Raw genomic sequence first — 19,658 nt, 5'->3', positions numbered from 1 at the left:
CCCACGGATTCGATACCCCGGCGTCGATGACGATCCCGTCACTTCTGAAGAAGGAACTGCTCTGGTCGCGTCACCGGCTGGTGACGCTACTCTTTTTGCTCCTGTTGCTGCCGGCCTTCTTCGCGGCGACGACGGTCGCGTTCGGAACCGTGATCCCCGAGGACGCGCCGGTCGCCATCGTCGCGGAGGACGAGTCGGTCACCGACGACGAACTCGCGGTCGTCGAGGGCGGCCTGACAGTCTTCTCCGAACCGCGCCGCTACGAGAGCGCCGCTGCCGCCCGGGACGCGCTCCGGCGCGAACAGGTGTACGCCGTGCTGACGGTTCCGCCCGGTCTGTTCGACGACCAAACAGCGAACGCCACGTTCACGCTGACCGTCGACGGGAGCGTGGTTCCCTACGAGGAACCCTCGAAGGCAATTCGATCGATCGCCAGCGCCTACCTGAACGCACAGTTCGACACCGACGTGACCGTCGAGCGCGAGGTCGTGGGGGAGAGTCACTCCCTCTCGGAGTATCTGCTCCCCGTCTTCCTGCTCGGGATCGTCGCGCTGATCGCCTTCACCTACCTCCCCTACAACCTCGCGCGGGAGGAAGCCGTGCTGGATCGGTTGCTCGTCGAGTCTTCGCTTGAGACCGTCGTCGCGACCAAGATCGGCTACTTCGCGGCGCTCGTGCTGGTCCCGACCGTCGCCTTCGGCGCAGTGGCCGCGGCGCTGGATTATTCGGCGACACTGTTCGCGCCCGGTGCCATCGCCGTCCTCCTGCTCACCTTCGTCTACCTGGCGGCGATCAGCACCTCGATCATGCTCCTCACGAACTTCGGGACGCTCGGTCGGTTCCTCAACGTCGCAGTCCTGCTCGCGGCCGTCACCTTCTCCAGCCTGATCTACCCGGCGGGTTTCTTCTCGCCGTTGCGCCGCGAGGTCGCCCGCTGGATCCCGCTGCACTACTCGACGATCATAACCCGGAGCCTGACGCTCAAAGACGGCTCGGCGTCGCTGTACGGCGACTACGTCCTCGGCCTGCTCGGATTCACTGTCCTGACGCTGATCGTGCTGAAACTGTCCATCGTGCGCTACGAACGAACGCTATGACCGGGAACGAACGCGATGATCGTGCAGGCGACGGTGCAAATGCCCAGGACCCGGTTCTGGAACTCCGGGACATACAGAAATCCTACGGCGGCGTGACGGCACTTTCGGGCGTGGACCTGTCTGTCGCGCGGGGGACCATCCACGCGCTGGTCGGTCCGAACGGCTCCGGGAAGACCACACTCCTTCGGGTCGCGCTGGGACTGACCCGACCGTCGAGCGGGACGGTCGACGCACCCGCCGAGGGGATCGGCCCGGGGTTCCAGCGGGCCAACGTCTACCGCGATTTGACTGTGGCGGAGAACCTGGACGTGTTCGCGGCGCTGACCGGCGCGGACGACGACGCCTGGCGCGAGAGACTCCTCTCGGCGCTCCGCCTCGACCGCGTCCTCGACCGGCGGGCCGGTGAGCTCTCGGGCGGGTTCGAGAAGAAACTCGACCTCGCGCTGGCCTTGCTGAACCGCCCGCCGGTGGTCTGTCTCGACGAACCGATGGGGGACTTAGACGACGTCTCGAAGGCGAACCTGCTCGATCTGCTGGGCGACTACCGCGACGCGGGCCACGCCGTCGTGGTCTCGACCCACCGTCTCGGCGCGTTCGCGGACGTTATCGACCACCTCACCGTCCTCCACGACGGCGCGGTCCTGCTCGACGAGCGCCGGCGTGACATCGACCTCGGCGACCACGACTCCATACAGGACCTCTACGTGGCTCGCACCCTCGCCGCGGAACGGAGTCCCGCCGAGGGTATTTAAACACCCGTAATACCAACCCGTTTTAAATAGCCTAACGTCTCGTGCGACGGGACTATGTGGGGGAGTGCCTAGCATACAATGGATCATGACGCAGGTGGAGGACACGAGCCGCGAGATGCGGCTCGACCCGGATTCGTTCGCACAGGGGTACTTCAAAAACGCCGTCTACCGACACTGGGACCCGTACGACATCGAGGGGCTGGAGGACGACAAGGAGAAGGTGGTCGAGACGGCACCAGCGGAAGACGAGTTCAACACGCTCCGGAAGTCGATCGCCCGCTTCGGCGCGGGTGAGGAGGCCGTCACGGAGGACCTGATGCCGCTCGGGATGGTCCTTGAGGACATCAACGACCAGATGTTCCTCTCCAGCCAGATCTACGAGGAGGCCAAACACACGCAGTTTTTCGACCGCTACTGGCGAGAGGTCGTCAACCCGGCGGAGGAGGCGCTCGGGTTCGAGGTTACTGAGCCGACCGATCAGCGCTTCTTCAACGACCACTACATCGCGCTGTTCGACAAGACCGAAGACGCCATGGAACGGCTCCTGACCGACGATTCGCCCGAGAATCGCGTGAAAGCGTACTGTCACTACCACCTCGTCGTCGAGTCGGTGCTGGCACAGACCGGCTACTACGGCTTCCAGTCGGCGTTCAGTGACAAGGGGAGCGACGAGGTCGCCGTCAAGGACTGGCCAGACGCCGAGGGGCTGGTCGAAGGTGTCGGCAAGATCCGGTCAGACGAGGGCCGCCACGTCGGCTTCGGCATGCAGAAAGTCCGGGGCTACGTCCAGAACGGCGAGGTCGACGAGTCCGTCGTTCAGGACACGCTCCAGGACCTCATGCCCCACGTCGCGGGCACCTTCAGCGACCTGACCGTCGGGATCAACCCTGCGCCACTCGTGGAGTACTCCCGCGACAAGCTCACCCGCAGGATCGAGATCATCACCGACGCCGACGCCGAGATTCCCGATGTGGACGAACTCGTCAAACTCGATACCGACGAAGGGACTGCAGCCGACTGATCGGCGGACCGCGGTTCGACATCCATTTTTCGAGCGCCGAAATCGACAGTGACGGCCGTCTCAGGCCTCGGGGTAGTCTCCGGCCCACGGATTGGCGTCTTCGAGCGCCGCCGCGATGCCCAGCAGGTCGGCCTCGTCGTAGCGCGAGCCGACGATCTGGAGGCCGACGGGCAGTCCGTCGTCCGTCAGGCCGGCTGGCGCGGCCACGACCGGGTGCCCGGTCATGTTGAACGGCCAGGTGAGCCCCCAGTCCATCGGGAGGCCGCCGGCCCGCTGGCCGTCGATCTCCGAGGGGTACGGTTCGTCGTGGGTCAGCGGCGGTGTCGACAGCGTCGGCATCACCAGCGCGTCGTGGTCGTCGAGGACGGCCTCGACGGCGTCGTACAGTTCCGTCCGCACTTCGTTGGTCTTCAGGTAGTCGACGGCGTCGTACCCCTCGCCCATCCCGACGGTCTGGACGAAGCTACTCGAAAGGTCCTCGGCGTCTTCGCCGGCCACGTCGATGCCGTGCTCCGCCTCGAGGTACTGTGCCATGACGGCGAACAGCGGCGTCGCCTCGGTGCCGTAGGCGTAGTTCAGGGTCCCTTTGTCCGGGCCGTCGATCTCCGCCTCCGAGACCGTCGCGCCCGCGTCGGCCAGCGCGTCGACGGCGTCCCGACAGATCGACGCGACGGTTTCGGCCACCGGGAAGGTGTCCAGATCGGGGGTGAACGCGACGTCGAACTCGCTCGCGTCGCGGTCGGTCGTGTCCGTGTAATCGGTCTGGGGCGCGGCGACGCTGAACGGGTCGCTGTCGTCCTGGCCAACCAGCACCGACAGCATGAGCGCGAGGTCGTCGACGGTCCGGGCCATCGGCCCGACGACGCCGACCGGCGTGTGGGAGCTGAACGCGTCCGGGCGGTGGTCCATCGGGACGAGGCCGAAGGTCGGCTTCACCGAGACGACGTGACAGCACGACGCCGGGTTCCGGAGCGACCCGCCCACGTCAGAGCCGGTCGCCAGCGGCGCCAGATCGGCGGCCAGTGCCGCCGCCGACCCGCCCGAGGAGCCGCCCGCGTTGTAGTCGAGATCGAACGGCGTCGACGTCGACCCCAGCAACTCGTTGTACGTCTGCATCGTGTGCCCCAGTTCGGGCGTGTTGGTCGTTCCGATCGGGATCGCCCCCGCCTCTTCCAGTCGCTCGACGATCACGCTCGACTCCTCGGCGACGTTGTCGGCGAGTGGCGCGAGCCCCATCGTGTGCGGGACCCCCTCGATCTCCATGTGGAGGTCCTTGATCGCGACGGGGACCCCGTGGAGCGGACCGAGGTCTCCCCCCGTTTCCACCGCCTCCTCAGCTTCCCTGGCCTGTTCCCGTGCGCGTTGTTTCAGGACGTTCACGTAGGCGTTCAACTCGTCGTTGTGTTCGTCGATGCGGTCGAGGTACGTCTCGACCACTTCGACCGGTGATACGTCGCCCGCCCGGATCGCGTCCGCGAGATCGGTCGCTGATCGGAACCCTGTGGACATGCTCCGAGAGCCGTCCGGAACCCGAATAATAGCTTCGCCTAGTGGTTGGCTCTCGGCTCGCGGTACCGCCGCCACTGCTTGCTCGTTCGGAGACGCTCCTTCCAGTCGCGTCTCCCTGCGGTCGGCCGACCGTCAGTCGTCCGCGCTCGCTTTCCCGCCGTCCTCGCGGTGGGCCTGCGCGGACGCACGGAGGTCGTCGGAGACCGCCGGTACGTCGTCGGCGTCGATCCCGCCCGCCGCCTCGATCTCTTCTTTCGACATCGGGTAGGTCCGCAGCTCGTAGTGGATGTCGATGCCGGCCTTGGCCCCTTGTCCCATCGCGACGGGGATCTGGTTGTGGCCGGGCACCACGTCGCCGACCGCGTAGACGCCGTCGGCGCTCGTGTTGCCGTGATCGTCGACCGCGATGGTCCCGTCGTCGTTCAACTCGACGCCCAACTGTTCGGCGAGGTCGGTGTTGTAGTCGGATCCGTACATGGCGAAACCGCCGCGGTACTCCCGGCGCGTGCCATCCGCGAACTCGAGGGCTTCGAGCCAGCCGTCCTCGCCGTTCTCGACGCCCGTCACTTCTTCTTCGACGATGTCGACCGGGTGCGCGCGGACCAGTTCGTCGGTCTCCTCGCTCCAGGTTGGCTCGTCGCCGTTCAGCAGCACGTCCACCTCGTCGGTGAAGTTGAGCATGATCATCGCGACGTGGGCAGTGCTGTCCCCGTGGCCCATCACGTACACCGACTCGTCGACGAACATGTAGGCGTCACAGTGCAGACAGTAGTGGAGCCCCCGACCCGTCCGGGGCGCTGGCGGGTCGGGCCGGCCGTCCGAGAATCCGGTCGCGAGGACGACGCGGTCGGCGACGGCGGTGATATCGCCGGCTTCGAGCCGGATCCGACCGTCGTCGAGTCGTTCGGCGTCGGTCACGAAGTCGCGGTGGTAGTCCGCGCCGTAGCCCTCGATCTGCTCGATGGCCGTCTGGAGCAACTCGTTGCCCGATACCTCTTCGGTAGTCCCGATGACGTTGTGGGTCTCCTGCATCATCGCCGCGCGGCCGCCGCCGCGGTTGATGACGGCGGTGTCGTGGCCCAGTCGCGTCGTGTACAGCGCCGCTGTTAGCCCCGCCGGTCCGCCGCCCACGACGACGACTCCGTACTCGTGTTCCTCACTCATTGGTATCCACGCGTAGGATAGCGCGACACAAAACTGTCTGGTTACCCACCGGTTATCGAGTCCCCGTGACACGATGAGCCGCATTGCCGAAACCACCCACAGCAGTGTCGTGGTGGCAGTTACCACGGGTCACAGTTAGAATGGGTCACACGAAGGACAGGCCATATATGACTGGGGTGCGTATATCCCGACGAACAGACCCGGTGTCAGCCGACCGCCACTCATTCAAATCATGACAAGCCATGTATTCAGACTCCATTCGACACTCGAATTGCCGCTCGAAGACGTGTACGAGTATTTCGAAGACCCCGATCTCCCGGTGGAGATGGAGGACATCGACATCACTCGGCGGAACAACACACTGATCATCAGTGCCGTGGCCGCCGACGAGAGCATGAGCAAGTACACGCCGACGGCACAACTGAAAGCAAGCATCACTGAAAACAGGGTGTACGAGGAAGAACCCGAGGACCGACCAGGCGGCCCAGGCGGTGGCAGTGGCGGCGGCCCGCAGTGGGGGACGCTCGAAGAGGAAGAGGAGGAGATCGAGTCCGAACTCGTCGAGTACGCCTGTTTCAAGGGCGACCGCGAAACCGTTCTCCAGAACACGGCGCTCCAGTACCCGATGTTCGAAGTCCTCTGTGGCATCGCCTCGATCGCCGAGAAAGGCACGTTGACCGCCGTCGTCGCGGTCGACGGCGAACTCCACGCCACCCGTATCGTCGACGGCGAGGAACGCCCCGCCTCCGTCAACGTCGTCGAGGAGCCCAAGGAAGACGAAGGGGCAAACGGCGTCAACTGGCGCGACAACAAGTTCATCTCCTGAGTCACGCCGACCCCGATTACGCAACGCGCGATCACCGCAGCCGTTTCTCGTGCTCTCGTAGCAGCCCCAGCGTCGGCGCTCGTTCACCGTCCGACGCTCCCGGGAGATACTCCCTCGAGAGCGCCTGCCAGGCTCAGTCCCCGTCGGTGGCGAACTCGTCGAGCTGAGCCGCTCTCCTGACGTCGCCCCACTCGTAGTCCTCGCTGACGAACGCGCGGACGAGGCTGACGACGAGCGTCCCTTCGAGGAACTGCTTGAACCCGACTACGTAAACGACGACGTAGGGCAGCAACCACAGGCTCTCGTCTTCCATCCGGATGACCAGCAGGGCATAGAGGCTGGCGATCCCCAGCAGCGGAAGGACCGTCAACAGCAGCGTCTCGTACGGACGGGCGAGCACGGCCAGTGCCACTCCGACGTACATCAGGACGGCGATGACGGGCGTCAGGAAGACCCGGAGCACGTAGAAGGGAAACGAAAACCGGTGGAGGTTCCCAGTGGTACCGTCGAAGAGCACGCCCCGGTGTTTCAGCAGCGTCTCCACGGCCCCGGTGAACCAGCGACGACGCTGACGGTAGAGGTCCCGGAGGGTGAACGGTGCTTCGGTCAGGACCGCCGCCTCGCTCTGACGGACCGTCCACCCACACTTGAGCACCTTCACGGTGAGGTCGAAGTCCTCGGTGACGGTGTCGGGATCGTAGCCGCTGGCTCCCTCGAGGGCTTCGCGCCGGAACCCGGAGAGACAACCGGGCACGATCGGCACGGCTCCGAACCAGGAGAACGCACGGCGGTAGGTGTTGATACCGACGAGGTACTCGATGGCCTGTAATCGGGTGAGCAGCCCCGAGCGGTTTTCCACCTTGACGTTGCCCGCGATCGCACCCACATCGGGGTCGGCCTGAAACTCCGCGACGACCGACGACAGGGAGTCGGGTAGCAGTCGGCTGTCGGCATCGACGCAGACGACGATATCTCCGGAGGAACACAGCAGCCCGAAGTTCAGAGCCGAGTACTTCCCGCCGTTGTCCTTGTGGTAGACCGAGACCGTCTCGCTCCGGTGCTGTGTGGCTTCCTGAAAGGTTCCGTCCTCGCTCCCGTCGTCGACGACGACGACCTCCAGTCGATCGGTCGGGTAGGTCGTGTCGAGGATGCTCTCGATGCACTCGCCGACGTAGCCCTCCTCGTTGTAGGCCGGGACGATGACGCTGACGGTCGGGTACGGTGGCTCGGGGTCGGGGAGCGACCGTCGGCGACAGTGTTCGATCGTCGCGAGCGGGACGACGAGCCAGAGGTAGATCGCGAGGACCACGAATCCGGCAAAGACGCCCAACCGGAAGGGTGAGGCGGTAGTGAAGTACGCCACCCCGAACACGACGGTCGAACAGAGCGCGAGGTAGCCGAGCAGCCAGCCGGTGACGTCCCGCCGGGCGGCGAGCCACTGGCGGAGGTCGGCGCTCCCGAGCGCGCCGATGAGGTGGACTCCCGCGACAGCGATCACCGCCCCGAGCGCCACCGATGCCGGCGAGAGCGACCCCGTGGCCGCCACGAGGAGCGACACCAGCCAGAATATCGGCATCGAGACGAGTATCCAGACCGGGAGCGGGAGGCTCCACCCGTCCCCGGACTTTCCGGACCGGAGGTGTGAGCCGATCAGCGCGAACACGAAGCAGATCGCCGCGACCGCCGGAATGGCCGTCACCCACCCCGGAACCACGAGCGTCAGTGCCGGGAAGATGAAGACCAGCGCGAGCGCTATCGTGGCGACGTCGACCGATGGACGGCCAGGAAACCGTGTCATCGTTACTGTCCCCGACCACCCGGACGAGGCGGTGCGTCGAACAACTGCCCGCAGTCGTCACAGCGGAGGACCGAGGCGACCCGACGCAGGAACTCCAACTGGCCGGGTCCCTCGCAGGCGGGACATTGGACCCCCTCGTCGCACTCGAACGCTCGCTGAAGGTCCACGTGGCCACAGGACTCGTGTTCGTAGACCGTCTCCGATCGAACCAGTTCCGTCTCACAGCCTGGGCACCACAACGGCTCGCGCGCTTCGACACGGTCATCTGTCGTCTGAACCGGACCGTCGGCGACCGTCGTGTCGACTCGCCGTTCTTCGTGGCGAGCGTCACTAAGTTCCATACACGAGGTGGATGGAATGAAAATAAAGTTATTCGCGTCAAACTGGGTTTAAAGGTGATAGCTTCTAACGGGTATCGACCACGTAGGGTCTGTGCCCGCTCGGGCATCACACCGATCCAGGCGATCGGTCGCAAATCTGGCACAGTCTGACGGGGATCGGCGGGTCACGGGGCAGACGGTTCGTCCCAGCTACCCCCAATTCGATTGCAGGGTACTCCTACTGCCGTCGAAAGACACGGGTACGACGCGGGTAACAATTGGTCCTGTCCGTGAACGAGGGTGAACGGATGCCGGAACTGAGCGTAATCGTCCCGTCGCTCTCCCCGCCGTCGGAGCTGCCGGTCGTCCAGCGACTCGACCGGACGGCGTCAGCCGACTTCGAGCTGCTCGTCCGCGACGACCAGACCGTGACGGCGGCGCGCAACGCGGGGATTCGGCGGGCCTCCGCCGACAAACTCGTGTTCCTCGACGACGATTCACGTCCCTGTGAGGGGTATCTGTCCCGCGCCGCGTCGGTCCTGGACCGAGAGGCGGCGGTCGCGGGGCGGACCGTCCATCCCCGCGACGATGTCTTTGCCCGTCGCCTGACGGGCCACTACGATTTCGGCCCGGAGAGCAGGTACGTCGATCGATTTTGGGGTTGCAACATGGCCGTGCGGGCAGACGTATTCGACACGGTCGGGACGTGGAACGAAGGGTTCAGCTGGGGACACGAAGAAAAGGAACTGGCCGATCGGGTCCGAGAGTCGTTCCCGATCTACTACGATCCCGATCTGGTGGTCGCCCACAGCTACGCGGACTCGATCCCGGACTACTGGCACAAGATGTACCGGTTGGAGACCCAGACGCCGTACTACTGGGAGTGTCGGGGCGTCAGCCGGCGGCGACAGTGGCTGCGGATCGTCCAGTACGCGCTCGATCCAACGAACTACGCGGGGCTGTCGCCTCCGCACGCAGCCGCCCGATTCGGCGGGAGCGTCGCCAAGACACTCGGCAGGCTGAGGGGGATGGTACGGTGAGCCCCGGCGCTGAAACAGCGCCGCCAGTACACACGTCATAACAATCCGAAGCCTGGGCGGACGGGTACCCATGAACCGGCGACGCGCGCTGATGGCTCTCGGTTCGGGTCTCGGGGTGACGGTCGGCAGCTGGGGACTGTACCAACGGCTGAACCATTCCTCTGGCCGGTCACGGTCCGCGCCGACCCGCGACGGGCAGGTACTCCACGGCATATCGCCGGCCGCGACCGACCGCGATCGGATGGAGACGCTCGCCGCGTGGCTGGACGCGCCGCCGGCAACCGTGGTCGTCTACGCCAACCTCGGCTGGTCGCCCGACCGGATCGAGACGTTCCACGATCGACTCACGCAACTGTGGGGCTTCGGAATCGTGCCGCAGGTAACACTGCAGCCGTTTTTCTCGACGGCTGAGGAGACTGACGCCGACGTGGCATCCGCGATCACCGCGGGGGACTACGACGATCGTCTCGCCGTCTGGCGGACCGAGCTGACGGATTGGCTCACCGGCGGTGACCGGCACGGGAACGACAGACGACTCTACATCAACCTCGCCCCGGAGATGAACGGTGACTGGGTCCCCTGGGGGGCGGCCACTGGCGACACGACGCCGTCGGACTTCGTCGCGATGTGGGACTCCCTCCAGGACCGACTCACCAGTGACGAGGTCGAGAGCCACCACGTCCAGTGGATCTGGGCCCCGAACATGGTCAGCCGCGACGATAACCCCCTCTCGGCGCACTACCCGGGTGACGACGCGGTCGACTGGCTGGCATTTCACGGGTACAACCGGTATCAGTGGGGCGGCTGGAACGATCCCGCTACCCTCTACGACGGGGTGATCGACGCGCTTCGGTCGATCGCCGACAAGCCCATCGCCATCTCCGAGTACGGCTGTTCCTCGCGCATCGAAGACGAGTACCACCCCGATCGGAAGGCGGAGTGGATCGAACGTGTTTTCGAGTACTTCCGGACCCGCGACGTGCGGATGGCCTGCTGGTTCAACGTCGAGGACGAGACCGACTGGGGCGTGTTCGACGGTGAGCGGGGGACCCACACCTGGACCCACGACGGCGAGACGTACGACGTGTACGAGGCCTACCGGAAAGCGGTGGTCGCGGATCAGGTCCTGCCAGCTCACCCCGACCACGCCCGTCGACTGACCGACGAGGAGTTCCAGGGGGCGTTCTGAGGGGCCCGGAGCGAACGGGCGAGCGGTAGCCGACTCGTTCGCCGACGGTATACGGCCCGAAACACGCCGAAAGAAGCAGATAACTAACTGAATATTTCACCGAACGTGGATGCAGAAAATATGTGTGATGTCCCACTGGTGAGCGTCGTGGTGCCGACCTACGAGCGCTCGGCCATGCTCGTCGAGGCGGTCGAGAGCGTCTTTAGGCAGACGTACGGGAACGTCGAGCTACTCGTCGTCGACGATGCCTCGGAGTTGCCGGCGGAGCAGGCGCTGGCCGAGGTCACCCCGCCGGCCGACACCGATCTCCGCGTGCTGCGCCACGAGGAGAACCGCGGCGCGAACGCCGCCAGAAATACGGGGATCGAGGCGGCTCGCGGTGAGTTCGTCGCGTTCCTCGACGACGACGACTACTGGCGGCCCGGCAAGCTGGCGCGACAGGTCTCGGCGCTCCGCGGTGCGGACGAGGCCGTCGGCGTCGCGTTCACCGGGCTGGTGTACGTCGACGAGAACGGGACGACGACGGCGACGACCAGTCCCGTCACGGACGGCGACTTCCTCGAACAGCTCGTCCGTGGTGCGACCTTCGGGACCTTTTCGGCCGTCATGGCCCGGGCGGACGTGTTCGACAGCGCCGGACTCACGGACGAGCGGTTCCCCTGCTGGCAGGACCGGGAGTGGTACTTCTCCGTCGCGGCCGACTACGACTACGTCTCGATCCCGGAGCCACTGACGGTCCGGCGGTATCACGACGACCGGCAGATATCGGACGACTACGAAGCTCGCCGCGACGTGGCTTACCCGCTACTGGTTCAGAAGCACCGCGACCGGATCGCAGCGGTCGACCCCGGCTACGAGCGGACGTTCCTCGCGACGCTGAACCGGTACGTCGGCCTCGCCGCTCTCCGGAGTCAGCGGTACTTCGACGGCGTCCGGTACCTCCTGCGGGCGCTCCGGTACGACCCGACGGCCGCCGCGACCTACCTGTATCTTCTCGTCGCCGTCGGTGGGCGCTACACCTACGAGCCTGCGCGAGTGTGTCGACGACTGTTCGAGCGCGTTTCACACTACGTATCGACCGTCCGGGCCCGGCCGACGTAGGTCGACCCGCGCCGGTGTCCCGGCCGCCGGAGTCACTCCAGGCCCGCACGGACCTGGGCGACGTCCTCCAGCACGTCCAGTCCGCTCGTGCGGTACACGGCACCGAGCACGCTGGCGTACCAGGCGACGCCGATCGTCACGAGGACGGCGACCCCGGTAGGACCCGAGGGGACCACGCCGATCCGGTCGACGGCGACCACGACTGCGCCCATGGACAGACTCGCCCCCAGTGGGACCGCGAGCGAACGGGGAAACCGGGAGAGCCGGGCGTCGAGGGTCCGTCCGACCACGACCACCGCGACCGGGTTCTCGACGGCCGCGCTGACGACGAGTGCGACGGCGGTTCCCGTGATCCCCCAGGCTGCCGTCGCCGGGAGGAGGACAGCGAGGAAGACGATCATCCGGAGCGACTGGAGGGCGGTGTTGTACGCCGGACGGCCGATGGCGCGAAACAGCGGACCGATGGTGGCGACGATCGATCGCATCGCGCCCCAGACTGCCAGCACGCGCAGGGCGTCGATCATCGGAAACCACTCCGGGCCGAAGAAGGCCCTGACGAACGCATCGGCGACGGCAGCGATGCCGACAGCGACTGGCAGGGAGACGTACGCGAGGACGCGAAGAGTGCGGAGGTACGTCTCGCGGAGCCGGTCGGGATCGTCTTGGAGCTTGGAGAACGCGGGGAAGGTCACAGTCGAAACCACCTGGCTCACTTCGGTCGCCGGAGCGTTCGAGAGGCGGAAGGCGAGCTGGTACAGCCCGACGCTCGACGCGCCCAGTAGCAAGCCGACGACGGCGTCGTCGCCCCAGTTGAGCACGAGCAAGACGAGCCCGGAGCCGAAGATCCACTTGCCGAATTCCAGCAGTTCCCGCGCGGCCGCACCGTCGAACCCGAATCCCGGACGATACGGGTGGATCACATAGGAGACGACGCTCCGTGCCGCCGACCGGGCCACGATTCCGGCCACCAGCGCCCAGACGTTGGCCGCGACGAGGACAGCCCCCAGGGCGACACAGACGTACGCGGCGGTTCCGCTGGAGCGGTAGACGAACTGCTTGTCGAACGCGAGGTCCTTCCGAAAGTATACCGCGCCTGGGTTCGCCATCCCGGTCAACAAGGGCGAAAGCGCCAGTATACGGATCACGTCGGTTAACCCGCCGCTATCGAAGGCCGTCGCGGCGACCGGCGCGAGCAGGTACGCCGCCCCCGCGATCAGCGTCCCCCGTGCCAGTCCCAGCCACAACGCCGTGTCGAGGTACTCGTCGATGTCGTCTGACTCGTGCTGAATGAGCGCGGCGTCGACCCCAAACCGCAGTCCCTTCTGGAGGACGGCGAGCGAGAGCAGCCCGAGACCGATGAGTCCGAACGAGTGCGGCGAGAGGAAACGAGCGAGGACGATCAACAGCCCCAGCTGGGCGACACGGTCGATTCCGGTCACGAGCGTCATCCACACACCACCGGTGACGGTCCGGTCGCGCAGGGTATCCCCCGGGCTGAGCAGGCGACGCGCTCGACGCAGGAGTGTCGACGGCCTCGGTGCCACGAGCGAAATCCGTAGGACTGAGGGGTAGTTATTGGCCTTTTACCGGCCCGGAACGAAACGCCTTCCGGACGGAACGCCCCTCTCCGCGGCCGAACTACGTCCCGCCGATCGACGGCGAACGCCACGCGACATGCATCGTCGACGGTGCGACCGGCCCGCATCCGTCACCGGCGTCGAAGAGCCCACATCGGACGACGGGGCAACCGGCGTCACCTGGCGGGACAACACGTTCAGTAGCTGACGCCGCGTTCGATGCTGGGATTTCTTCGTGAACTCAGTCCGCCAGCGATGCGGTCGTCGAACTCGCCTGCCCTGTACTGGTGTCGGGCGTCTCTCCGCCCCCGACGGTATTCTCGCGGACGCTCTGTGGGATTGCCGTGTCGACCTGTGTATCGAACTCGACGAATTCGGTGTGCATCGTGACGTTCCCGCTGCCGGTGGAGCCGGTGACCTCGAGTCCGTTCACCTGTACGTCCAATTCGACGTAGGAGATCCGCTCTGTCTCCCTGTCGACGCCGATCTCGACGCGCATCGACTCGAACTTCTCGAGTGCGTTCTCGCCCGGCCCGTCACTGGCGTTGCCGAAGATGCTTGCAAGTCCCAGGAGACTGTCGAGGTTCCCGCTGACGATCACGGTGTCGTCGGTGACTCTCGCCCGCGACTGATTGGTCATCTCGAGCGGGATGTCGAAGTCCGGTGCCACGTCGTCGAACGTCGTCTCTTCGGTCTCGTACTCGTACTCGATCTCGTTTTCGTTCTTGCTCCGCTCGTACTCGGTCCCGTTCGCGTACCACGTGTCGACCTGCTGGGCGAAACTGAACCCGCCGAACTCGATGTCGTTCTCCATGCTGGTGTAGGACCGATTGCGAACCATGTCGTACCTCCCGGTCCCCTCACCTCGCATGGTCATCCGACCGCTCTGCTGACCCTGGAGTGTGAGGTTCATCGACTGGCGTTCCTCCGTCACGATGGTATCGACGTTTTGCATCCGCTCGCGAGCGGGCGGTAGCGGATTCTCGATGGCCGTCACCGTCGTCGACTCGCCGGCGACTTCGACCGTGTACTCGCCGGGTTCCTCGAAGACGTGACGAAGGGTGACACTCCGCTGGGCGTTCGCGTCCACGCGGACCGTCTTCGAGACGGTCTGTTCTCCGTCGACGCTGAGATCGACCGTGTGGTTCCCGGCCGCGTCACCCTCGTTTACCGCTTCCACCGTGACGGCGTAGCCGACCCCGGCGACGGCCTCGTCGTCGAGCGTCGTCGACACGTCGACAGCGGCGGCACCGCTTTCCGTTTCCCCCGTATTCACCGGTGTCTCGGTGCCAGTGAGCCCGGAACAGCCTGCCAACAGTACCAATCCTGCAACTACCAGTAGCAGCGACGATCGTCGCATGCGTACACGTCAACGAACTATCGTAAAATACCTGCTATTCTCTCGAAACGTGAACACTGTCCGGCGGTTCCTGTCACGCCCGGATCCGTCGGTGGTCGCGGGTGGCCGCCGCGATCCGCGGCCGCTCAGTTCCGGTGGCGGAACGACACGACCGTACTCAGTCCCTGCCCGTCGACCTGTTCGGTCGTCACGTTCATCGTGAGCACGTCGTCCTCGTCGACGACGCCGTAGGCGATCGCTTCGAGATCGTTCGCGCTTTCCCCCTCGGTCAGCAGAACGATCCGTACCTGATCGCGGTTGACCGTCACGTCGTCCACGTCGTATCCTTCGTCCTCGAACGCCGCTCGCAACTCCGCTTGCAACTCACTCATGCCTCGGCCTACGGCGGCCGCCTTTAAAATTCAGGGGCCCGCGAGTGGCTTCCTGCCGGCCGTTCGGTTTTGGTACTCCACCCCATGCTGCTGGCATCCCGAAAAACACTTACCGGGGGCTAATTACATCTCATTACACCATGGCGGAATTCCCCGACTACCTGGACGTCGATTACACGGACGGTGAAGGCGAAGATCCGTCGGATTACCCGACCATCGAGGACAAGATCGAGAAGGCCATCGAGGTCACTCGCGAGGGTCTCGAACAGTACGAGAACCCCGTCGTGATGTGGACCGGTGGGAAGGACTCGACGCTGACCCTCTACTTCATCAAGGAAGTCGCCGAGAAGTACGACCTGGAGGTGCCCCCGGCGGTGTTCATCGACCACTACCAGCACTTCGACGAGCTGTTCGACTTCGTCGAGAAGTGGGCCGACGAGTGGGATCTGGAACTCATCTACGCCCGCAACGAGGACGTGGGCGAGTACGTCGAGGAGAACGGCCTGACTCCCGGTGACGACATCCCGGTCGAGGAACTCTCCGAGCACAACCAGCACCACATCCGGAACATTCTGGAGTACGAGGAGGACACCTTCCCGTTCCTGCTCGACACCTACGTCGGCAACCACCTGCTCAAGACCGTCGCCCTCAACGACGCCATCGAGGAGTACGACGTGGACGGTATCCTCTCCGGCGTCCGCTGGGACGAACAGGAAGCCCGCGCCGACGAGACGTTCTTCTCGGCGCGTCACGACCCGGACATCTACCCGCCCCACGACCGGATCCAGACGATCCTGCAGTTCGCCGAACCCGACGTGTGGAACGCCTACTGGCACTTCGTCGTCCCGGACACCGTCGACGAGTACCCCGACGACGGCTACGTCCCGCAGGGTCAGGACGACATCCCCGGCGACCTCACCAAGGACGACCTGCCCGTGAGCCCGAAGTACTTCGCCGGCTTCCGCTCGCTGGGTAGCGAAGTGAGCACCGACAAATCCGCCGAGGAGCCTGCCTGGCTGCAGGACATGGAGAACACGACCGAGCGCGCCGGCCGCGCCCAGGACAAGGAGGACCTGATGGAGCGCCTGCGCGACCTCGGCTACATGTGAACCTAACTTTTTACGTCCTCGGGTGACGCGCTCCGCGCGTCACCACTCGTCGCAAAAATTTAGTATAAAAACGACCTCGACGCGAGGCGAAGCCGAGCGTCGAGTGAACCGCGGCGCTCCGCGCCGCGGATGCTAATTTCTACAGCACCACACGTCCGCAACACTGACGGTACCGCCACTCACAGCCGTCCCTAATGACCGAGGGCGTTGCCGACGATTCCGGCATCGACTACACCGACGGGGCTGGCGAAACACCCGCGGACTACCCGACCTTGGCGGCGAAGTTCGAGCGCGCGAGCGACACGGTCGGAGAGGCGCTCGCCACCTACGACGCACCCGCTGTCGTCTGGTCCGGCGACCGGGACTCGACGCTCGCACTCTATCTCGTCCGCGAGGTGGCCGACGACCGCGACCACCCGCTCCCGCCGGTCGTGCTGGCCGATCCCGTCGCCGACGACGCCTTCGTCGCGCGCTGGGTCGACCGCTGGGAACTCGACCTCGTGATCGCCGGCGACGACCGAGTGGCGACCGTGATCGACGACCACGGCTTCGACGGCGTGATCGTGCCGGATCGTGGGGACCAGTCCGACGTATCGACCGACGACTCGTTTTTCACGCCCGCTCGGAACGGCACCGTCACGTACGATCGGATTCGTCCGCTGCTTCCCTTCGACGAGACGGCCGCCCGGAACGCGACCTGGGGGTTCGTCGTCCCCGACACCGTCGACGCGTTTCCGGCTGGGTACGTCCCCGAGAGCGCCGACGACCTGCCCGACGGCGTCGAACTGGCTGACATTCCAGTCAGTCTCATCTCCTTCGAGGTCCGACCGGTGTGACGCCGTGTCGTGCTCTCAGTCACAGGCAACCTCCTCCCATTGCGTCCTCGACGCCACCGTCCCGTTCTCCCGGACCCGGATCGTCGTTCGCTGGTCGCTACAGCGGAAATCCGCCTCGGTCACTCGTAGGGTCCTCGTTCGTTCGTCGGCCTCGCTACCGACCGTCAGCGTATAGCGGTCCGGGTGGAGAAGCCGGACCAGATACGTCCCGTCGGGCGGGAGCGCGACCTGCCTGTCGACGAGCGTTTCGCCACTCTCCTCGTGGACGAGTCGCACCAGCAGTGTCCGCCTCGTCGCCGCATCGTTCCAGAGGAGGATCGGCAGACCGCCCGCGCCGTCGCCGATTCGGACGCTGCTCTCCGGATCGGTTCTGGTCCCGCTGTAGAGACCGCCGACTTCACCGTCGGGGTTCGGGTCCGACACCGTCGATACGCTCGGTGGGCCACCGGACAGCGCAGGAAACACGACGGCGGCGACCCCCGCACCGACGGCGACGATCCCCAGGATGGCGAGGACTCCGACCAGTGCGCGGCGCTGCATGCTGCCACCTCTCACCCGGGGCGGTACGTGTTTTGTGGTCCGTTCGACCGAGTGATCGTTCGCCAGCGACTACAGTTCCAGCACTTCGACCAGATGCCCGTCGGGGTCCTGCAGGAAACAGATTCGCGTCCCGCTCTCGGTAGTTCGTGGCTCGCTGATGGTCGGCACGTCCGCAGGCAGGTCGGCGTAGAAGGCGTCGAGATCCTCGACTTCCAGTCCGAAGTGGGACGCGCCGGGCTGATTCAGTCGCGCGTGGGCGGACTCGTCGCCTTTCGGCTCGTACTCGACGAGTTCGACGCGCGCGCCGTCGGCGTCCAGATGCGCGAAGTCGGCGGACGCTCCGGGAATGCCGACGCCGCTCGCGAACTCGTCGCCACCGACCGAGAACCGCGACAGCAGTTCGAGGCCGAGCGTGTCCCGGTAGAACGCGACCGCCCGGTCAAGATCCGACACCGTGAGTCCGACGTGGTGCGCCGTGAGGTCCTGCATACCGCCCCATTCGCCGAGCGGGGCAAAACCGCTTCGTTACTTCTCTCTCACGGTGCCGCCGCCGAGCCCTTCCCACTCTACGCGATATCCCAGCCGCGAGAGGACCGCACTGGCGTCGTCGATACCGCACTCTTCCAGAATCCCCTCGGCTTCCGACAGCGCCATTCCCTCCTCGATCTCTTTCTCAAGCGTCTCCAGCACCGCGGGCCGCACCAGCGTCCGTCCCACCCGCTCGTGCTCTGAAAAAATCTTGCCTTCGAGGGCAGATTCGCTGACGCCGTGGCGGTCGGCCAGTTCGGCGAGGGTGATCGCGTCCTCGTCGGGTGTGAGTTCGTCGGGGAGGTCGGCGGCAGCGTCGGCGGCGAGTTCGTCTTCGTAGCGCCGGAGCGCGTCCCGAACGTCCTTGATCCGGACCGTTCCGGAGTAGGGTATCGCGCGGTGGTCACGGGCCTCGATCTCCTCGCCCACCCCCAGGCTCTCGTCGACGGCGACGAGCAACTCGACGGATTCGAGGTCGGCCAGGCGGTCGAGTTTCTTCTCGACGTACTCGGGCGTCCAGAACCCCATAATCTCGAAGAACACGCGGAAGTCGGCGTGTTTGTACTCGAAGGCGAAATCGGGGATGACGACGTGGGCACCCGCCGCGAGCGGTTCGGGTTCCCGGACGAGATCCCAGTCCAGATCCAGCGACTGGAACCGGGTGGCGAAATCGGCCTCGACGCCGCTATCGAATGTCATTTCGGTCACGGGTTCGGCGTCCGGCACCGACACGTCCGCGTCGGTCAGGACCATCTCGCGGTCGGTCCCGCGGTCGTCGACGGTCGCGGAGACGGTCCACTCGGCGGTGCCGGCGACCGTCCGGAGCAGGCGGGCGAAGCGCGTGCCGTAGCGACGAGTCGCACGGAAGAGGGCGTCCGGTCCCGTCACGACCACCTCCCGGCCCTCGTCGGTCCGCCTGATCTCGTACATCAGGCGGAGTCGCTTGACCGCCGAGACGACGGTTTTGGGATCCGACGATCGAACCCGGACCTCGGTGGCGTCGAAGAGCGCGGTCTGGGCCAGCGAGAGGTTGTACTGGGTCACGAGGTCGGCGGGGTCCCAGCGAGCCTGCAGATCGGCGAGGACCTGCTCGCACTCGCGGTCTGCGTACAGCGAGGTCTCGACCTCCTCGGGGGTACAGTCCAGGCGGTCGGCCGCGGTCGCGAGGGCCTGCTGGCGCTCCTCGCTGGTAACCACACCGACCGCTGTGGCAGCCTCGAAGGCGGTTTTGCGGGCACGCTCGGGGTCGACCGGCGCACGTGTCTCGAACGTGGCCTCGCGTTCGAGGAGTTTCGTGAAGCCCCGAACCAGTTTGAAGTCGTCGGCCTCGCGTTCGAGGTCGGTGAGCGCGTCCTCCAGAGTCGTGCGGGACTGGTCGAGGTGGCCCTGAAAGACGCCGATCACGCGGGCCGACAGCGCTTCGTCGTCGGCGTCGGCGAAGCGGGGCTGGTAGCCGCCGCCGGCCCGGGACACCCGGAGCAGGTCCTTGGTCAGCACGGCTTGTCGGAGGCAACACAGCG

General features: G+C 65.7%; 19 protein-coding genes. 9 read left to right on the top strand and 10 right to left on the bottom strand.

Annotation, left to right across the window (positions count from 1 at the left end; all coding sequences use genetic code 11):
- The first annotated feature begins 26 nt into the window (after positions 1-26).
- The 3 genes from BV210_RS03680 (at position 27) to BV210_RS03670 (ending at position 2,870) form a co-directional block, all read left to right on the top strand.
- Positions 27-1,097, top strand: coding sequence for an ABC transporter permease (locus tag BV210_RS03680; protein WP_077205335.1), 1,071 nt, complete (start codon positions 27-29; stop codon positions 1,095-1,097).
- The gene (locus tag BV210_RS03675; protein ID WP_077205334.1) at positions 1,094-1,849 is read left to right on the top strand and encodes an ATP-binding cassette domain-containing protein; all 756 of its coding nucleotides are present in this window, start codon (positions 1,094-1,096) and stop codon (positions 1,847-1,849) included. The genes BV210_RS03680 and BV210_RS03675 overlap by 4 nt, the downstream gene beginning before the upstream one ends.
- A gap of 85 nt (positions 1,850-1,934) precedes the next feature.
- Positions 1,935-2,870: a ribonucleoside-diphosphate reductase gene (locus BV210_RS03670; protein WP_216640640.1), complete on the top strand. Its 936-nt coding sequence runs from the start codon at positions 1,935-1,937 to the stop codon at positions 2,868-2,870.
- Between the two features lie 60 nt (positions 2,871-2,930).
- On the opposite strand, the gene BV210_RS03665 is transcribed toward BV210_RS03670, so the two are convergent.
- Positions 2,931-4,379: an amidase gene (locus BV210_RS03665; protein ID WP_077205333.1), complete on the bottom strand. Its 1,449-nt coding sequence runs from the start codon at positions 4,377-4,379 to the stop codon at positions 2,931-2,933.
- Between the two features lie 132 nt (positions 4,380-4,511).
- A complete protein-coding gene (locus BV210_RS03660; RefSeq protein ID WP_077205332.1) occupies positions 4,512-5,543 on the bottom strand; it encodes an NAD(P)/FAD-dependent oxidoreductase in 1,032 nt (343 codons plus the stop codon).
- 232 nt (positions 5,544-5,775) lie between these two features.
- Here BV210_RS03660 and BV210_RS03655 point away from each other — a divergent pair, with 232 nt between their 5' ends.
- A complete protein-coding gene (locus tag BV210_RS03655; protein WP_077205331.1) occupies positions 5,776-6,369 on the top strand; it encodes a hypothetical protein in 594 nt (197 codons plus the stop codon).
- 133 nt (positions 6,370-6,502) lie between these two features.
- Here the strand turns inward: BV210_RS03655 and BV210_RS03650 are convergent, their stop codons facing one another.
- Positions 6,503-8,167, bottom strand: a complete 1,665-nt coding sequence (locus BV210_RS03650; protein ID WP_077205330.1) for a glycosyltransferase family 2 protein — start codon at positions 8,165-8,167, stop codon at positions 6,503-6,505.
- Positions 8,168-8,169: 2 nt separating this feature from the next.
- The gene (locus BV210_RS03645; protein WP_077205329.1) at positions 8,170-8,508 is read right to left on the bottom strand and encodes a hypothetical protein; all 339 of its coding nucleotides are present in this window, start codon (positions 8,506-8,508) and stop codon (positions 8,170-8,172) included.
- Between the two features lie 269 nt (positions 8,509-8,777).
- Here BV210_RS03645 and BV210_RS03640 point away from each other — a divergent pair, with 269 nt between their 5' ends.
- From BV210_RS03640 to BV210_RS03630, 3 genes are all read left to right on the top strand, one after another.
- Positions 8,778-9,527, top strand: coding sequence for a glycosyltransferase family 2 protein (locus BV210_RS03640; RefSeq protein ID WP_216640639.1), 750 nt, complete (start codon positions 8,778-8,780; stop codon positions 9,525-9,527).
- A gap of 70 nt (positions 9,528-9,597) precedes the next feature.
- Positions 9,598-10,716, top strand: coding sequence for a glycoside hydrolase family 26 protein (locus BV210_RS03635; protein WP_077205328.1), 1,119 nt, complete (start codon positions 9,598-9,600; stop codon positions 10,714-10,716).
- A gap of 120 nt (positions 10,717-10,836) precedes the next feature.
- Complete coding sequence (locus tag BV210_RS03630) at positions 10,837-11,817, top strand: glycosyltransferase family 2 protein (protein ID WP_077205327.1); 981 nt, start codon at positions 10,837-10,839, stop codon at positions 11,815-11,817.
- A 32-nt stretch (positions 11,818-11,849) separates the two neighbouring features.
- Here the strand turns inward: BV210_RS03630 and BV210_RS03625 are convergent, their stop codons facing one another.
- The 3 genes from BV210_RS03625 to BV210_RS03615 form a co-directional block, all read right to left on the bottom strand.
- Positions 11,850-13,265: a lipopolysaccharide biosynthesis protein gene (locus BV210_RS03625; RefSeq protein WP_084802551.1), complete on the bottom strand. Its 1,416-nt coding sequence runs from the start codon at positions 13,263-13,265 to the stop codon at positions 11,850-11,852.
- A gap of 370 nt (positions 13,266-13,635) precedes the next feature.
- Positions 13,636-14,754, bottom strand: a complete 1,119-nt coding sequence (locus BV210_RS03620; RefSeq protein WP_157525786.1) for a hypothetical protein — start codon at positions 14,752-14,754, stop codon at positions 13,636-13,638.
- A 125-nt stretch (positions 14,755-14,879) separates the two neighbouring features.
- Positions 14,880-15,125 carry a hypothetical protein gene (locus tag BV210_RS03615; protein ID WP_077205324.1) on the bottom strand — a complete coding sequence of 82 codons (246 nt, stop codon included), beginning with the start codon at positions 15,123-15,125 and terminating at the stop codon, positions 14,880-14,882.
- Positions 15,126-15,265: 140 nt separating this feature from the next.
- Here BV210_RS03615 and BV210_RS03610 point away from each other — a divergent pair, with 140 nt between their 5' ends.
- Positions 15,266-16,234 carry a phosphoadenosine phosphosulfate reductase family protein gene (locus BV210_RS03610; RefSeq protein WP_077205323.1) on the top strand — a complete coding sequence of 323 codons (969 nt, stop codon included), beginning with the start codon at positions 15,266-15,268 and terminating at the stop codon, positions 16,232-16,234.
- 194 nt (positions 16,235-16,428) lie between these two features.
- The gene (locus tag BV210_RS03605; protein ID WP_077205322.1) at positions 16,429-17,070 is read left to right on the top strand and encodes a hypothetical protein; all 642 of its coding nucleotides are present in this window, start codon (positions 16,429-16,431) and stop codon (positions 17,068-17,070) included.
- Positions 17,071-17,085: 15 nt separating this feature from the next.
- On the opposite strand, the gene BV210_RS03600 is transcribed toward BV210_RS03605, so the two are convergent.
- The 3 genes from BV210_RS03600 to BV210_RS03590 all read right to left on the bottom strand — a co-directional run bounded on the left by BV210_RS03600 (position 17,086) and on the right by BV210_RS03590 (position 19,635).
- Positions 17,086-17,610 carry a hypothetical protein gene (locus tag BV210_RS03600; protein ID WP_077205321.1) on the bottom strand — a complete coding sequence of 175 codons (525 nt, stop codon included), beginning with the start codon at positions 17,608-17,610 and terminating at the stop codon, positions 17,086-17,088.
- Between the two features lie 69 nt (positions 17,611-17,679).
- A complete protein-coding gene (locus BV210_RS03595) occupies positions 17,680-18,099 on the bottom strand; it encodes a VOC family protein (protein WP_077205320.1) in 420 nt (139 codons plus the stop codon).
- A gap of 36 nt (positions 18,100-18,135) precedes the next feature.
- A complete protein-coding gene (locus BV210_RS03590) occupies positions 18,136-19,635 on the bottom strand; it encodes a DUF790 family protein (protein ID WP_077205319.1) in 1,500 nt (499 codons plus the stop codon).
- Positions 19,636-19,658: the final 23 nt, after the last annotated feature.

Origin of the sequence: Halorientalis sp. IM1011 (assembly GCF_001989615.1) — an archaeon.
Classification (GTDB): domain Archaea; phylum Halobacteriota; class Halobacteria; order Halobacteriales; family Haloarculaceae; genus Halorientalis.
Note: the sequence above shows the minus strand (reverse complement) of the source record. Positions and strands in the feature narration are given on the sequence as shown.

Excerpts from the sequence above, each read along its gene's own strand:
- BV210_RS03620 (WP_157525786.1), bottom strand. The coding sequence starts at position 14,754 with ATGCGACGATCGTCGCTGCTACTGGTAGTTGCAGGATTGGTACTGTTG.
- BV210_RS03630 (WP_077205327.1), top strand. The coding sequence starts at position 10,837 with ATGTGTGATGTCCCACTGGTGAGCGTCGTGGTGCCGACCTACGAGCGC.
- BV210_RS03615 (WP_077205324.1), bottom strand. The coding sequence starts at position 15,125 with ATGAGTGAGTTGCAAGCGGAGTTGCGAGCGGCGTTCGAGGACGAAGGA.
- BV210_RS03675 (WP_077205334.1), top strand. The coding sequence starts at position 1,094 with ATGACCGGGAACGAACGCGATGATCGTGCAGGCGACGGTGCAAATGCC.
- BV210_RS03625 (WP_084802551.1), bottom strand. The coding sequence starts at position 13,265 with ATGACGCTCGTGACCGGAATCGACCGTGTCGCCCAGCTGGGGCTGTTG.
- BV210_RS03670 (WP_216640640.1), top strand. The coding sequence starts at position 1,935 with ATGACGCAGGTGGAGGACACGAGCCGCGAGATGCGGCTCGACCCGGAT.
- BV210_RS03635 (WP_077205328.1), top strand. The coding sequence starts at position 9,598 with ATGAACCGGCGACGCGCGCTGATGGCTCTCGGTTCGGGTCTCGGGGTG.
- BV210_RS03610 (WP_077205323.1), top strand. The coding sequence starts at position 15,266 with ATGGCGGAATTCCCCGACTACCTGGACGTCGATTACACGGACGGTGAA.
- BV210_RS03650 (WP_077205330.1), bottom strand. The coding sequence starts at position 8,167 with ATGACACGGTTTCCTGGCCGTCCATCGGTCGACGTCGCCACGATAGCG.
- BV210_RS03595 (WP_077205320.1), bottom strand. The coding sequence starts at position 18,099 with ATGCAGGACCTCACGGCGCACCACGTCGGACTCACGGTGTCGGATCTT.
- BV210_RS03665 (WP_077205333.1), bottom strand. The coding sequence starts at position 4,379 with ATGTCCACAGGGTTCCGATCAGCGACCGATCTCGCGGACGCGATCCGG.
- BV210_RS03660 (WP_077205332.1), bottom strand. The coding sequence starts at position 5,543 with ATGAGTGAGGAACACGAGTACGGAGTCGTCGTCGTGGGCGGCGGACCG.
- BV210_RS03600 (WP_077205321.1), bottom strand. The coding sequence starts at position 17,610 with ATGCAGCGCCGCGCACTGGTCGGAGTCCTCGCCATCCTGGGGATCGTC.
- BV210_RS03645 (WP_077205329.1), bottom strand. The coding sequence starts at position 8,508 with ATGGAACTTAGTGACGCTCGCCACGAAGAACGGCGAGTCGACACGACG.
- BV210_RS03655 (WP_077205331.1), top strand. The coding sequence starts at position 5,776 with ATGACAAGCCATGTATTCAGACTCCATTCGACACTCGAATTGCCGCTC.
- BV210_RS03605 (WP_077205322.1), top strand. The coding sequence starts at position 16,429 with ATGACCGAGGGCGTTGCCGACGATTCCGGCATCGACTACACCGACGGG.
- BV210_RS03680 (WP_077205335.1), top strand. The coding sequence starts at position 27 with ATGACGATCCCGTCACTTCTGAAGAAGGAACTGCTCTGGTCGCGTCAC.